Source organism: Viridibacillus sp. NPDC093762, from assembly GCF_050279675.1.
GTDB lineage: Bacteria > Bacillota > Bacilli > Bacillales_A > Planococcaceae > Viridibacillus.
The window spans coordinates 280,566-294,612 of sequence record NZ_JBNNUK010000003.1 but is presented as its reverse complement, the minus strand read 5'-3'; the positions used below and the strand labels follow the sequence as shown (position 1 = coordinate 294,612).

The following is a 14,047-nucleotide window of genomic DNA, read 5'->3' as shown; positions in this document are numbered from 1 at the left end:
AATATGACAGTTTCCAGAGCATTAACAATCGCAGGATCAGCAGCGCGCGGTGGAGCAGGGATTCAAGCAGATATCAAAACTTTTCAGGAGCTAGATGTGTTTGGTACATCAGCTATTACGGCTATTGTGGCAAAAAATCCTCACACAGGACAAGGGATTTTCCCGCAATCAGTTGAAGCGATTGAGGCACAAATTCACACGATTTTAGAAGATATCGGTGCAGATGCAATTAAAACAGGTATGCTTTTCACACACGAAATAATAATAAATGTGGTGAAGTGGATTCAACGATCCGGTGTGAAAAAAATTGTTGTAGACCCTGTAATGATTGGGAAAATTGGTTCCGCATTATTAAAAGAAGATGCGATGGAAGCGATGCGTACGCAACTAATCCCTCTAGCAACGATTATCACACCGAATATGCCAGAAGCTTCTTATTTACTAGGCGGCATGGAGTTAAACTCTGTAGAAGATTTAAAAGTAGCGGCAAAGAAATTACACGAATTAGGACCACGATATGTACTTGTAAAAGGCGGGCGATTAGAAGGCCCTGCAATTGATGTATTATATGACGGTGAACAATTCTATTTGTTGGAGGCGCCACGATTCGATACAATCCATACAAATGGTGCGGGCTGTACATACTCAGCAGCAATCACAGCGGGTTTAGCAAAAGGTCAAGCTGTACCAGAAGCTGTTATTGAGGCGAAAAAGTTCATCTCAGCAGGCATCCGCCATTCATTTGGTTTTAAACAAGGTGTAGGTCCTACTTATCATGCGGCTTATGGCAAATATGGTGAAACGGACTGCACGGTTACAATTGTAAGTTCAGAGCTTTCTATGAATTAAGATAAAAGATAGTTCCCTTGGATATGTAAATATTACAAGGGATTTTTTGCAAGCATTTAATAATATCTTGGGATTTCCGATACTATTAAAGATAAGGGAGTGATACTAATGGATATTAACTCTATGATGTCAATGGATCTTGCACAGCTTCAACAGACAGTACAAATGAGCGTTTTGCAAAATTCGATGAATATGCAAGCGACAGCAGCTGTACAGCTATTAGAAGCAATGCCAGAGCCTGCTCAAGCGGCTCACCCTTATAAAGGGGCAACTATTGACGTCCAAGCCTGATTTGCTTATGCCGCGTACTTCAACTTTGTAGTACGTGGTTTTTTTATTGGGGTGAAAAAATTCTAATTACGAGTCATATAACTGAAAAATTTGACTACTATATGTTGGAAATATAAAATTAGAATGTAATTATGTTTGAACCAATATGAAGTGAAAGAGGAGTGTGCAAAATGGCTATTAATGTGTATCTTAATTTTAATGGAAATTGTCGCGAAGCAGCGGAGTTTTATGCAGAGGTTTTTAACACAGAGAAACCAGAAATTATGACTTTTGGTGATTCGCCACAAAATCCTGAATATACTTTACCAGAGGAAGCAAAAGATTTAGTCATGCATACTCGACTAAACATTCTTGGAAGTAATGTTATGTTTTCTGATGTTTTCCCTGGTTCTCCTTTTATAGTAGGGAATAATGTTAGCTTAGCCGTTGTTAGTGACAATGAGGAACAACTTAAATCTGCTTTTGGAGCACTAAAAGTTGGAGGAAAAGTTACTATGGAGCTACAAGAAACATTTTGGAGCAAATGCTATGGAAGTTTAAAGGACAAGTTTGGTATCGAATGGCAATTTAGCCATGAGGGTGAAGAAGCTTAATATACTTGGTGTTGGATATAAAATTTTCGTAGTATTGTCCAAGCTTTAATAAGATGAATAAAATGTGGCATATTAATATGGTTTATCTAAATAATATCAAAAATAAAAATTTTGAATCCGCCTTTACTTAAAGATTCGTAGAGGCGGGTTTTTACATTTTATTCATGCTACGTTTATAAGTGAAGAACATTTTTAAGAAACACCATTATCCGAAGCGCTATTGGTAAAGGCAGTCGTAAAATTAGGATGGAAATTACTATAGTCATTTGAAAATTTTGGAAAAAAATTCAAGTGAATATGCTTTTATGTTTATGAAATATTGAACATATTAGTTTTAGATACCTAATATAAACAACCAGTTATTATTGATCAACAAGTGGATATTGCTAAGTATGCTGAACTTCAAAGTATAATTGATATAGATTGGGTTATCCTATATTTTAAAAAAGGATGATATGATGAATAAACCCATTACTCTTTACGTTTCGATTGCAAATCAGCGTTACTATACTTCTCCTGACGAATCACCATGGGAATTTAAACTTCAGATCGAACCTCAGTATATAAAAGTTTTTGACCAACTATTTAATCAAGCAGAGTATTTTGATGGGAAGAGTATATGGAGAGCTCAATTACCTTACATTCCATACCATTTAGATCAGGAAAACGATGAAGTTGATTTACGTTTAAAGAAATTGTATGCACTTGTTCATGAATTTGGCGATACAGAAACGAAGCAACTAATCGAACAAATGCCATATTATAGTTGATTGAAAAACATACCTTCGTTACACTTAGAGCAATAGGGAGTGATCGAAGGTATGTTTACATTTACGGATTTAAAAGGTAATGGTGTTGAATTATCTTTTAAAAAAAATGCTTTTAAAATGGAGCCAAAGCATGTATTAGTCTTGGCTAAATATCATAAACAGTGGTTATTAACAGATCATCCAAAACGGGGCCTTGAATTTCCGGGTGGTAAAGTAGAAGGAGAAGAGACGTTAGAACAAGCTGCTGAAAGGGAAGTATATGAAGAAACAGGTGCTATCATTCATGAGATAGAATGGTTAGCAACATACTATGTTCATGATGAGTGTCCTTTTAGTAAAGCCGTATATGTGGCAAATGTATTGAAAATCGATGACATTCAGCAACAATTTGAAACGAATGGAGTTGTGTTGCTATCGGATGAAGAGTTACATAATAGTGATCGACTAAGCTTCTACATGAAAGATGCAGGGATGAAAAAAATGCTGGAGAAGGTGAGTGAACGTGAAGATAAGTGGCTTCGTTGAAAGTCGTCGTGATTATCCGTCTCCAAATCCAAAAGTTCGTCTAACTGAAATTACATATTGGTCAAAAGGATTACGAGTGAAGGGATTACTTGCAGAGCCAGTCGCAAAGGGTATTTATGAAGGTCTACTTTATTTACGTGGTGGTATGCAAGGCATTGGTATGGTACGACCTGCTCGTATTGCACAATTTGCATCGCAAGGATTAGTTGTTTTTGCGCCGTATTACCGCGGAAATCGTGGGGGAGAAGGTCGAGATGAATTTGGTGGAAATGACCGTTATGATGCAGTAAGTGGTGTCGATGTATTAAAACAATTTTGTCGTACACATCGTATTCATATATTCGCATTTTCTAGAGGTGGTTTGATGGCCCTTTGGACTGGGGTTTTGCGAGATGATATTACCTCGATTGTGACTTGGGCAGGCGTTTCTAATCCTAAATTTACGTATGAAGAACGTATAGATATGCGCAGAATGATGAAAAGGGTAATAGGTGGATCACCTACTAAGGTGCCTGAGGCTTATGAAGAGCGTTCACCAATTGCGGAGATAAATAAATTAAATGTGCCTGTATTAATTATTCATGGTAAAAAGGATGAGAACGTTGGATTGCATCATGCATTATTACTTGAAGAAAGCTTAAAGGTATTTAATAAGCATGTAGAAACATGGTATTTTAATGACTATACGCATTTTTTCCCTAGTGCAGTCAATCACAAAATAGTTAAGAGCGCATGTAATTGGATGAAACTCCAAAAGGGGTGAACTTATGTTAGGTTATGTGAAAATAACAGTCGACCCGGAAAAAGTGAAAGTAAGCGCAAGTTTTGAGGAGACATATGCATTTTGGTCAACTCTTTGCGATGAATTCACAAAAGAGTGTGTAGAGGTAGAGATTCAAAGTTGGCAAGAAGAACATGACGTTATTGAAGAATTAGAAAAAATATCCGATATCTCCAAAGATGAAGGTCTTATAAAAATTCAAAAAATCCCTCTAATAGATGATAATCGTGCATTTTTCAAAAATCATGCAGCTACTAAAGAGGGAAAGTTAAAATGGTTCTCTATGCGCTATTATGACGAAAATGGGAATGGCAGAATAGAGGTTAGGGATTACGGCCTTGAGCTACGGTTTAATAAAGTCACAGGAGCACATTCTGAAGAATTGATAAAACAATTTTCTAACCCTCATACAGAAGCGGTATTTTATGATGATGACGTTGAATAAGTTGATTGGAGCGGAGGTGGCGAAACGCCCTCCCGCAAAAAGTGTAAAGGAAAACAATCAACGGTTTTATCAATTTATATATATTTAAAATAAAAAGACCACTCAGAGAGTGGTCTTTTCTAATTTGCTCGATTGAATTAAGCGATAGGACCGCCGTTGTTCACGATATCTTCTGAAACAACACCGAATTTTTTAAAGTTTTCGCGGAACATGCCAGCAAGTGCGTAAGCTTTTTGATCATAAGCTTCTTTATCTTCCCAAGCGTTACGTGGATTTAATACTTCAGTTGGAACACCTTCAATAGCTACAGGCATTTCTAAACCGAAGATTGCATCTTTTTCAGTAAAGACGTTATTTAGTTTACCGTCGATTGCAGCGCGAATCATTGTACGAGTGTAAGAAAGTTTCATACGGTTACCAACACCGTACTCGCCGCCAGTCCAACCAGTGTTTACTAAGAAAACGTTTACTTCGTGTTCGTCGATTTGGTTACCTAACATCTCAGCGTAAACTGTTGCTGGAAGTGGTAGGAATGGAGAACCGAAGCATGTTGAGAATACTGGTTCAGGTGAAGTAACACCACGTTCAGTACCTGCTAGTTTAGATGTGAAACCACTTAAGAAGTGATACATTGCTTGCTCTTTTGATAATTTACTGATTGGAGGCAATACGCCAAATGCATCTGCAGTTAAGAAGATGATTGTTTTAGGATGGCCTGCAACAGATGGATCAACAATGTTTTCGATATTTTGGATTGGGTAAGCAACACGAGTATTTTCTGTTAGCGAAACATCATCGTAGTTAGGAATGCGTGTTTCTTCATCTACTACTACGTTTTCTAATACCGTACCAAAACTGATAGCATTGTAGATTTCCGGTTCCTTCTCTTTAGACAGGTTGATAGTCTTAGCGTAGCAACCACCTTCGATATTGAAGACACCGTTGTCAGACCAACCATGTTCATCATCACCAATTAGTTTACGATCTGCATCTGCAGATAAAGTTGTTTTACCAGTTCCAGATAAACCGAAGAATAATGCTACATCGCCTGCTTCACCAACGTTTGCTGAACAGTGCATTGGAAGAATACCTTGTTGTGGTAATAAGTAATTCATGATACTGAAAATCGATTTTTTCATTTCTCCAGCGTATTCAGTTCCGCCAATAAGGATGATACGTTTTTCAAGGGAAACGATAATGAAAGTTTCTGAATCAGTACCGTCTACTGCTGGGTCCGCTTTGAAAGTTGGAGCAGAAACGATTGTGAAGTCAGCTTCATGAGTTTCTAATTCCTCTTCAGTAGGACGAATGAATAATTGATGTGCAAATAGGTTATGCCAAGCGTATTCATTTACTACACGAATAGCTAAACGAGATGATGGGTCTGCACCTGCAAAACCTTTAAATACAAATAATTCTTCTTTTTCTTTTAAGTAGTTTACTACTTTAGTGTATAATGAGTCGAAGATATCCGAAGAAATTGGTTTGTTTACTTTACCCCAATCAATTTTGTCTTTCGAACTGTCTTCTTCAACCATATATTTATCTTTAGGAGAACGACCTGTATATTTTCCTGTGACTGCTCTTACTGCACCATCAACAGTTAGGATTGCCTCACCGCGTGAAGTAGCTTTTTCTGTTAATTGTGGTACTGAAAGTTGTTCAAGAATATTTTCACCTTTCAATAATTCCTTCAGTTCATTCGTAATTTCTACTGAATTCATCGTTTTACGTACCATCCTTTTTATATTATTCCTCTATTAGAGGGGATTTATAATTCATTTCGGAAATTAGTATAACACATTTAGTTAATTAATCTATACTAATTACCATATAATTTTTATGAAAGTTGTACTTTTTTTTAGAAATGAAAAAGAGGTTGACAACTAAGTTATAATGTTCTAATATGGGAAATTGAACGGATACTCTTATCCCGAGCTGGTGGAGGGTCAGGCCCTATGAAACCCGGCAACCTGCATTGTGATTTTATGTGATGCGCTGGTGCTTAATCTGATGCAAGGATTTAATCCTTGAACGATAAGAGTGAAAGGTGCTTATGAATTATTCCCTTCCACTCATTAGTAATAATGGGGGAAGGGTTTTTTTATTTAAAATAGACCAATTCCTAAATTTTTGATTAGTATATGTAATTTATGCGGTTCTATTTATATATAGTGGCACTTTCTAGAATCCTCGTGTTAAAAGCAGCAACGGCTTGGCGTTCAATCCTACTGGAAAGAACTAACATGGGTAATGAGTACCGTATCATTTCCGAGGCAATCTCGCAGATAATAGGAGGAAACCAAATGACAAACCGTCGACTGTTTACATCAGAGAGTGTAACAGAAGGACATCCAGATAAAATTTGTGATCAAATTTCGGATGCCATTTTAGATGAAATCGTTTCAAAAGACCCGAATGCACGTGTAGCATGTGAAACTACAGTAACAACTGGTCTTGTATTAGTAGCTGGAGAAATTACAACATCAACTTATGTTGATATTCCTAAAATCGTTCGTGAAACGGTAAAGGAAATCGGCTATACACGTGGTAAATATGGCTTTGATGGCGAAAACGTAGCTGTTTTAACGGCAATCGGTGAGCAATCAGCTGATATCGCATTGGGCGTTGACCAAGCACTTGAAGCACGTGAAGGTTCAATGACAGATGAAGATATTGAAGCAATTGGTGCAGGTGACCAAGGTTTAATGTTCGGATACGCATGTAACGAGACACCTGAGTTAATGCCTTTACCTATTAGCTTGGCACATAAATTAGCACGACGTTTAACTGAAGTTCGTAAAACAAAAGAGTTAGATTATTTACGTCCAGATGGTAAAACACAAGTAACAATCGAATATGATGAAAATAATCGTCCAGTTCGTGTGGATACAATTGTTATTTCAACTCAACATGATCCAGAAGTAACATTAGAGCAAATTAAAGAGGATTTACAAGCACGTGTAATTGCTCCAGTTGTACCTACTGAATTACTAGATGAAAAAACAAAATACTTCATCAACCCAACTGGTCGTTTTGTAATTGGTGGACCAAAAGGTGATGCAGGCTTAACGGGACGCAAAATTATCGTAGATACTTATGGTGGATATGCTCGTCATGGTGGCGGTGCTTTCTCTGGTAAGGATGCGACTAAGGTTGACCGTTCTGCAGCTTATGCAGCGCGATATGTTGCAAAAAATATCGTAGCAGCTGAACTTGCTGAGCGTTGTGAAGTACAACTGGCTTATGCAATTGGTGTTGCACAACCAGTTTCAATTGCAATTGATACTTTCGGTACTGGTAAAGTAAACGAAGCAGATTTAGTTGAATGGGTTCGTGAATTATTTGATTTACGCCCAGCTGGTATTATTAAAATGCTTGATCTACGTCGTCCAATCTATAAACAAACAGCTGCTTATGGTCACTTCGGCCGTACAGATTTGAATGTTCCTTGGGAAGCTACTGATAAAGCTGCCGTTTTAAAAGAAAAAGCGGGACTTTAATTCAACCTAGAAAATCGCAATAACATAAAATATCCCGAGTTACATGTTGATTATTTAAGTAATCATTGTAGTTCGGGATATTTTTTGTTTTATTATAGAAGAAACTCATAGTTAGAGATTAAAAAAACCTGAGTAATCGTTTGAAAAACGATACTCAGGCATCTTGATCGAATTATTTTTGAAGTGATTTATAATATTGTCCTTTTTCGTAATACTCGTTGACAATACGATCCATATCTTTTTTATCTTCCTCTGTTAACTCTCTAATAACTTTTGCAGGGCGTCCAAATGCTAATGTGTTTGGAGGAATTTTCTTGCCTTGTGAAACGAGACTGCCGGCACCTATAAATGCACCTTCACCAATTTCAGCACCATCTAGAATAATTGAAGCCATCCCGACTAGAGCGCCCTTTTTTACAGTACAGCTATGTAATGTTACTTGATGTCCAATTGTCACATCGTCTTCTAAAATAAGTGGATAAGCAGGACTTTGATGTAAACAACATAAATCTTGGATATTCACTTTACGTCCAATGATCGTAGGCGAAACATCTCCTCGAATAACTGTATTGTAAAAAATAGAAGAATCAGGTCCGATAGTAACATCGCCAGTGATAATTACGTTATCACCGATAAAAACGGATGGGTCAATAGATGGTTTTTTGTCTCTAAATGGATAAATCATCGAAAAACGCCTCATTTCAAGTTATTATGTATTATTATCGTAACAAAAGGAAGCAATGAATGGAACTGAAATAGTCATAATACGTTAAAATATATAAAGAGGAATTTATGAGGTGAGAGAGTAATGTGGAAATGGGAAACGGATGGCCAAGCAAGAGCTGTCGCTGTAATTATACATAGTGCATACGAACATCATCGTCGCTATGCATGGCTAATCGAAAATTTAAGAACGTCTGGTATTCATGTTATTTCAGGAGATTTACCTGGACATGGCGAGGAAAGTAGACATAAACGTGTGCATAGTGAAGCATTTAAAAGTTACGAAACATTCGTTAAACAACTAATGCAAGCAGCTTTAACATATAACTTGCCTGTATTTGTAGTGGGACATGGTTTAGGAGCTATTTTAGGAATCCATGTTGTTGAAAAATTCAAGTACGAATGTACAGGTGTGATATTAACGTCACCTTGGATGCATTTAAAACACCAACCATCAAAATTATCAAATGCTTTAACAGGTCTAAGTAAACTGACTGGAAATCTGAAAATCAATCATGAAATCAACATAAAACACTTAACGAGAAGCTATGAATTTTATAAAGAGGAAAAAGATGATATTTACTATAATGATGTCATTACTGTCAATTGGTATCGTGAACTTCATAGTTTTATGAAAGGTATATCACAACAAACGGTATTTCCAAATATCCCGATTTTATTAATGACTGGTGGCAACGATAAAATAGCGGATGTAGCGTATAGTAAAAAGTGGCTAGGACAACAAAGTTTATCAGAGTATCAATATAAGGAATGGAAATCCTGTTATCATGATTTGTTCCAAGAACCTGAACGCGAAGATATTTATGCATATATGGAAAGTTTTATCTTTAATACATTAAAATCAGTTGGATATATTATTTAAGATTTGACGGAATTTTACAAAATTCCGTCTTTTTTATTTGTAACCGATTTCAATTGTCATATAACACATGAGGGATATTTCAAATTTTATGGTTTTGATATATAATACATAACAATTGCTATTTCAATAGAATGAATTTTTCCTTTATTTGAAACTGGCAAAATATATTATTATTGGAATAATTTATTATGATCAATGGGGGACAATAGATGGAAGCCATTATTACCAGTGTATATGAAATTTTATGGGGACCGTGGATGATCTACGGTATTTTACTAGTCGGATTATTATTTACTATATTAACAAAAGGTGTGCAAGTCCGTTTATTGAAAGACATGTTTAAACAAATCTTCAGTGGTAAAGAATCTGAAGCAGGTGTATCCTCTTTCCAAGCATTATCTATGGCGTTATCTGGTCGTGTTGGGACGGGTAATATTGCAGGTACTGCTACTGCAATTGCATTTGGAGGGCCGGGTGCAATTTTCTGGATGTGGGTAATTGCCTTCATAGGATCTGCAACCGCTTATGTAGAATCAACGTTAGCACAAATATATAAAGAGAAAAGAAACGGTGTTTATCGAGGTGGTCCTGCATTTTATATCGAGAAAAGTACAGGGAAACGTTGGTTAGGGATGATTTTTGCTGTAGCAGCAGTTGTGGCAATGGCATTTTTACAACCAACCGTACAATCAAATGCTATTGCTGACTCGATGTATACTGCATTTGGCATAGAGCATTGGATTTCAGGTTTAGTAGTTTGTGTTATTTTAGGTGCAATTATTTTAGGTGGCGTAAAACGTATAGCTTCAGTAGCTTCTTTTATCGTACCGTTTATGGCGTTAGGATATCTTCTTGTCGCAGCTATTATTATTGTAATTAATATTGAAAAGGTACCTGAAGTATTTTCTTTAATTATTCGAAGTGCGTTCGGTCTAGATTCTACTTTTGGTGGGATGATCGGTGCAGCAATAGCGTGGGGAGTAAAACGTGGTGTTTATGCAAGTGAAGCTGGACAAGGTACGGGGCCACACCCAGCTGCTGCTGCTGAGGTATCTCACCCGGTAAAACAAGGTCTAGTACAAACGGCTTCTGTATACTTAGCTGTATTTTTAGTTTGTACGGCAACAGCATTTATGATTCTATTCTCAGGTATGTATAATGTCCAATTAGATGATGGTAAAGGTGAATATTTAGTTGAAAACGCACCAGGTATTATCGCAGGGACAGCCTATACTCAAGCTGCTGTCGATAGTGCATTCCCGAGTGCTGGGATAGGATCGGGTTTTGTTGCTATTGCATTATTCTTTTTTGCTTTTACAACGACAATGGCTTATTATTACATTGCTGAAACGAATATTGCTTATATGTTTGAAGGGAAGCGGCAGAAAGTCGGCATACGTGTCGTGCAAATTATTATTATTGCTACGACTTTCTATGGTGCCGTTCGAACATCGGATTTAGCTTGGATTTTAGGTGACATTGGTCTGGGACTAATGGTTTGGGTAAACATCATAGCGCTATTATTCTTGGTGAAACCAACGCTTATTGCATTAAAAGATTATGAAATGCAGAAAAAGCAAGGTATTGATCCACAATTTGATCCAGTCAAATTAGGAATCAAAAATGCTGAATTCTGGGAACAAAGAAATAAAGAAAGAAAATAAGTATTTAACTGATATTTGAATCGATTTGTACGATAATGAAATTTTGTATTCATATTAAAATAGTAAAGTTTTACAATAAAATAGAGCGTCTCTTAGTCTGACAATGACATAAGGGGCGCTTTTTTAGTTTACATACAATTAAAACAAAAAAGTTTAAGTACTAAGTGTAACTCAAATACCCTTAATACTTTTTATTGGTGTAAATTTATAAGTTTCGGTACTCTTTAGCTAGGAGGCGATTTTTTGGACATTCGATTAAGTATATTAGACCAGTCATCCATCTCTGAAGGTTCCAATGCTGTCGAGGCATTGCGACAAACAACTATTTTAGCACAGAGGGCAGAAGAATGGGGATATTCAAGATTCTGGGTTTCAGAACATCATGATACAACAACTTTAGCGGGTTCATCGCCTGAAATACTAATATCTCATTTAGCATCAGCAACTAGGAGTATTCGCATTGGATCAGGTGGTGTAATGCTACCACATTACTCAGCATATAAAGTTGCAGAGAATTTTAAGTTATTGGAAGCCCTATACCCAGGGCGTATAGATGCAGGGATGGGAAGAGCACCAGGTGGAATGCCACGTGCAACCCATGCTTTACATGATGGAAACTTTCGTGATGTCAATCAGTTCACTAACCAGATTGATGATTTACTTATGTATTTGCATGATGCAGTACCAGAAGGTCATCAATTCCAAGGCTTAAAAGCAACGCCAGTGACCAATAGCGCTCCACCTGTTTGGATGCTTGGTTCAAGTGCTAATTCAGCATATTTAGCAGCGGAAAAAGGCTTGCCTTATATGTTCGCTCAATTTATTAATGGTGATGGGGGCCCTTCTTATGCCAAGGCATATAGAGACCGCTTTAAACCATCTCAATATTTGCAACAGCCAAAGCAAGCAGTTGCCGTCTTTGTTGTATGTGCAGAGACTGAAGAAGATGCTAAGAAAATTGCATCTTCAAAGGAACTGGCTATGCTCCGTTTAGTACAAGGTAAGCCATCAGATGGAACACCATCTATTGAAACAGCTATGAATTATCCATATACAATCTATGATTTGCAAAGTATTGAGGAATTCCGTAAAAGATTAGTTGTAGGAAACCCTCAACAAGTAAAAGAGCAAATTGAAAACTTAGCTGAAGTATACCAAGCAGAAGAAGTGATGCTTGTAACGATTGCTTATAATTTTGAAGACAAATTAAAATCCTTTGAACTAATTGCAAAGGAAATAATTTAAAAATAACCTCTACTTAGCAAATTTAGCTAAGTAGAGGTTATTTATTTTAACTGGAAATTTTATCAGGTTCATTAGAAGGATGATTGCTATATTGTGAAAGTGCTTCTTCTTCTATCGGAATACGTATAAGCATCATCCCAAAATTAAGCAACGTAAAAATAATAGCAGTGAAATATGCTTGGAAAATAAGAGGTATAATAGCAATTTCGAGAGCGACAATGGCGTAATTTGGATGTGGCATCCATTTATATGGCCCTCGCTTTACTAGTTTGGCTCCGGGCAAAATAATGATTTTCGTATTCCAAAAACGACCAAGTGATTGAATCGCCCAAACACGTGCAAATTGTAGCGTGATGAAGGCAATTAACAGATAAGGCCATAGTGGGCTCAGTGGAGGTTTGAACCATAAATATTCAACAAGTAAGCTAAATAAAAAGAGAGTATGCAATATCACGACGAGTGGATAGTGCCCCTGTCCAGCTTCAATAGCCCCCTGTTTTTTTTGGTAGCGCTCATTTGACCTTGCAACCATTAATTCTCCTAAGCGTTGTAAACAAATTAGTATGAAGACGATAGAAAATAGCAAGTCATCACTTCCATTCTAAGAGTAATAGTTCTCCACTAAAACCAGGTCCTAAAGCGGCCATTAAGCCAATATCTCCTTTATTAGCATACTCTGTCATCGTCTTTGCTAATACATATAAAACAGTAGGAGAAGACATATTGCCATGATCTTGTAGTATGGTTTTACTTGGTGTAAGTAATTTTGAATCTATTCGAAGAGCCGTTTCATAAGCAGCTAATACTTTTTTTCCACCCGGATGTGCTACAAAATGATTGAGGTTTGAAAGCCCTGTTTTGTTAGCTTGTAAAAATTCTTCTACAAAAGGGGCTAGCCAATTTTCGATAACACTAGGGATACTTTTGGCGAATATGACATGAAAGCCTGTATTTTCAACAGCCCATCCCATGACATCCTCTGAGTTTGGAAGCCATTTGGAAGCAGTAGCTTTAATTGCAGGTAATGGCTGGCGAGAAGATGCCATGACAGCATCCCCACAAATGAGCGCACAAGCAACACCATCTCCAAAAAGCGATGTGCCTATAAGGTTACTTTTAGTTATATCATTCGCTTGGAAAGTGAGGCTACAAAGCTCAACACATAGTACTAAAACTTTTGAAGCAGGGTGGGCAATACAGTAGTCATTAGCCCGACTAATTCCTGCGGCACCACCGCCACAACCTAGTCCCCAAATAGGAATCCGTACAACATGTTCAGAAAAAGGAAGTTTGTTCATAATTCGAGCATCAATACTTGGTGTTGAAATGCCAGTACTTGAGATGAATACAATGGCATCAATATCCTTCGTACTGACACCGCCAGCTTTTTCTAAACAGCTCTCAATAGCGGTAACGCCAAAAGAGACAGCGTGTTCAATATAAAGTCGGTTACGTTCGGCGAAATCGTGATCTTGTTTATACCAATCAATTGGCATAGTAAGATGGCGATTAAGAATCTCACCATTTTCAAAAACACGCAAGTAACGCTCTAGTTGAGTTATTTTTTTCGAAAAAAGAGTGCGAACAAAATGCTCAGCCTGAGATTGTACTAATGTAAAAGGTGGATTATATGTACTAACTGCATGGATTTTTGGCATACTGATTCTCCTTATGAAAATAGAATATTATCAGTATCACTATGTGCAATGGCTTTTATTCAAGTATTTTTTGTAGATGAATAAGGTGGAAGGTATAAAAAAAGACTTCCATCACCT

The 14,047-nt window shown here is 37.0% G+C and carries 15 protein-coding genes and 1 riboswitch; of the genes, 11 read left to right on the top strand and 4 right to left on the bottom strand.

Annotation, left to right across the window (positions count from 1 at the left end):
* The first annotated feature begins 3 nt into the window (after positions 1-3).
* The 7 genes from thiD (at position 4) to ACQKM9_RS06820 (ending at position 4,254) form a co-directional block, all read left to right on the top strand.
* Positions 4-849 (top strand): bifunctional hydroxymethylpyrimidine kinase/phosphomethylpyrimidine kinase, encoded by an 846-nt coding sequence (gene thiD / locus ACQKM9_RS06850; protein WP_427733638.1) that lies wholly within the window; start codon positions 4-6, stop codon positions 847-849.
* 108 nt (positions 850-957) lie between these two features.
* Positions 958-1,140, top strand: a complete 183-nt coding sequence (locus tag ACQKM9_RS06845; protein WP_427733637.1) for a YjfB family protein — start codon at positions 958-960, stop codon at positions 1,138-1,140.
* 170 nt (positions 1,141-1,310) lie between these two features.
* Positions 1,311-1,733, top strand: coding sequence for a VOC family protein (locus ACQKM9_RS06840; RefSeq protein ID WP_427733636.1), 423 nt, complete (start codon positions 1,311-1,313; stop codon positions 1,731-1,733).
* A gap of 458 nt (positions 1,734-2,191) precedes the next feature.
* Positions 2,192-2,503 carry a hypothetical protein gene (locus ACQKM9_RS06835; protein WP_038188093.1) on the top strand — a complete coding sequence of 104 codons (312 nt, stop codon included), beginning with the start codon at positions 2,192-2,194 and terminating at the stop codon, positions 2,501-2,503.
* A gap of 51 nt (positions 2,504-2,554) precedes the next feature.
* Positions 2,555-3,028: an RNA deprotection pyrophosphohydrolase gene (ytkD, locus tag ACQKM9_RS06830; protein WP_427733635.1), complete on the top strand. Its 474-nt coding sequence runs from the start codon at positions 2,555-2,557 to the stop codon at positions 3,026-3,028.
* Positions 3,006-3,791 carry an alpha/beta hydrolase family protein gene (locus ACQKM9_RS06825; RefSeq protein ID WP_427733667.1) on the top strand — a complete coding sequence of 262 codons (786 nt, stop codon included), beginning with the start codon at positions 3,006-3,008 and terminating at the stop codon, positions 3,789-3,791. The genes ytkD and ACQKM9_RS06825 overlap by 23 nt, the downstream gene beginning before the upstream one ends.
* Positions 3,792-3,795: 4 nt before the next feature.
* Entirely contained in the window at positions 3,796-4,254 is a 459-nt protein-coding gene (locus ACQKM9_RS06820) for a hypothetical protein (RefSeq protein ID WP_427733634.1), read from the top strand.
* Positions 4,255-4,391: 137 nt separating this feature from the next.
* On the opposite strand, the gene pckA is transcribed toward ACQKM9_RS06820, so the two are convergent.
* Positions 4,392-5,978, bottom strand: a complete 1,587-nt coding sequence (pckA, locus tag ACQKM9_RS06815) for a phosphoenolpyruvate carboxykinase (ATP) (RefSeq protein WP_427733633.1) — start codon at positions 5,976-5,978, stop codon at positions 4,392-4,394.
* Positions 5,979-6,179: 201 nt separating this feature from the next.
* Positions 6,180-6,298, top strand: a riboswitch (SAM riboswitch).
* A gap of 262 nt (positions 6,299-6,560) precedes the next feature.
* Between pckA and metK the strand changes: the two genes are divergently transcribed.
* Complete coding sequence (gene metK / locus ACQKM9_RS06810) at positions 6,561-7,757, top strand: methionine adenosyltransferase (protein ID WP_427733632.1); 1,197 nt, start codon at positions 6,561-6,563, stop codon at positions 7,755-7,757.
* Between the two features lie 172 nt (positions 7,758-7,929).
* Here the strand turns inward: metK and ACQKM9_RS06805 are convergent, their stop codons facing one another.
* On the bottom strand, positions 7,930-8,442 hold the full coding sequence (locus ACQKM9_RS06805) for a gamma carbonic anhydrase family protein (RefSeq protein ID WP_427733631.1): 513 nt from the start codon (positions 8,440-8,442) through the stop codon (positions 7,930-7,932).
* A 123-nt stretch (positions 8,443-8,565) separates the two neighbouring features.
* Between ACQKM9_RS06805 and ACQKM9_RS06800 the strand changes: the two genes are divergently transcribed.
* From ACQKM9_RS06800 to ACQKM9_RS06790, 3 genes are all read left to right on the top strand, one after another.
* Complete coding sequence (locus ACQKM9_RS06800; protein WP_427733630.1) at positions 8,566-9,363, top strand: alpha/beta hydrolase; 798 nt, start codon at positions 8,566-8,568, stop codon at positions 9,361-9,363.
* Between the two features lie 209 nt (positions 9,364-9,572).
* Positions 9,573-11,027: an alanine/glycine:cation symporter family protein gene (locus ACQKM9_RS06795; RefSeq protein WP_427733629.1), complete on the top strand. Its 1,455-nt coding sequence runs from the start codon at positions 9,573-9,575 to the stop codon at positions 11,025-11,027.
* Positions 11,028-11,270: 243 nt separating this feature from the next.
* Complete coding sequence (locus tag ACQKM9_RS06790; RefSeq protein WP_427733628.1) at positions 11,271-12,272, top strand: LLM class flavin-dependent oxidoreductase; 1,002 nt, start codon at positions 11,271-11,273, stop codon at positions 12,270-12,272.
* Positions 12,273-12,318: 46 nt separating this feature from the next.
* Here the strand turns inward: ACQKM9_RS06790 and ACQKM9_RS06785 are convergent, their stop codons facing one another.
* Positions 12,319-12,804: an isoprenylcysteine carboxyl methyltransferase family protein gene (locus ACQKM9_RS06785; RefSeq protein WP_427733627.1), complete on the bottom strand. Its 486-nt coding sequence runs from the start codon at positions 12,802-12,804 to the stop codon at positions 12,319-12,321.
* A 58-nt stretch (positions 12,805-12,862) separates the two neighbouring features.
* Positions 12,863-13,930, bottom strand: a complete 1,068-nt coding sequence (locus tag ACQKM9_RS06780) for a type III polyketide synthase (protein WP_427733626.1) — start codon at positions 13,928-13,930, stop codon at positions 12,863-12,865.
* Positions 13,931-14,047 lie beyond the last annotated feature (117 nt).

Coding starts and splice junctions, on each gene's coding strand:
- ytkD (WP_427733635.1), top strand. CDS start 2,555: ATGTTTACATTTACGGATTTAAAAGGTAATGGTGTTGAATTATCTTTT.
- ACQKM9_RS06845 (WP_427733637.1), top strand. CDS start 958: ATGGATATTAACTCTATGATGTCAATGGATCTTGCACAGCTTCAACAG.
- ACQKM9_RS06835 (WP_038188093.1), top strand. CDS start 2,192: ATGAATAAACCCATTACTCTTTACGTTTCGATTGCAAATCAGCGTTAC.
- ACQKM9_RS06795 (WP_427733629.1), top strand. CDS start 9,573: ATGGAAGCCATTATTACCAGTGTATATGAAATTTTATGGGGACCGTGG.
- ACQKM9_RS06820 (WP_427733634.1), top strand. CDS start 3,796: ATGTTAGGTTATGTGAAAATAACAGTCGACCCGGAAAAAGTGAAAGTA.
- thiD (WP_427733638.1), top strand. CDS start 4: ATGACAGTTTCCAGAGCATTAACAATCGCAGGATCAGCAGCGCGCGGT.
- ACQKM9_RS06780 (WP_427733626.1), bottom strand. CDS start 13,930: ATGCCAAAAATCCATGCAGTTAGTACATATAATCCACCTTTTACATTA.
- ACQKM9_RS06785 (WP_427733627.1), bottom strand. CDS start 12,804: ATGGTTGCAAGGTCAAATGAGCGCTACCAAAAAAAACAGGGGGCTATT.
- ACQKM9_RS06805 (WP_427733631.1), bottom strand. CDS start 8,442: ATGATTTATCCATTTAGAGACAAAAAACCATCTATTGACCCATCCGTT.
- pckA (WP_427733633.1), bottom strand. CDS start 5,978: ATGAATTCAGTAGAAATTACGAATGAACTGAAGGAATTATTGAAAGGT.
- metK (WP_427733632.1), top strand. CDS start 6,561: ATGACAAACCGTCGACTGTTTACATCAGAGAGTGTAACAGAAGGACAT.
- ACQKM9_RS06840 (WP_427733636.1), top strand. CDS start 1,311: ATGGCTATTAATGTGTATCTTAATTTTAATGGAAATTGTCGCGAAGCA.
- ACQKM9_RS06800 (WP_427733630.1), top strand. CDS start 8,566: ATGTGGAAATGGGAAACGGATGGCCAAGCAAGAGCTGTCGCTGTAATT.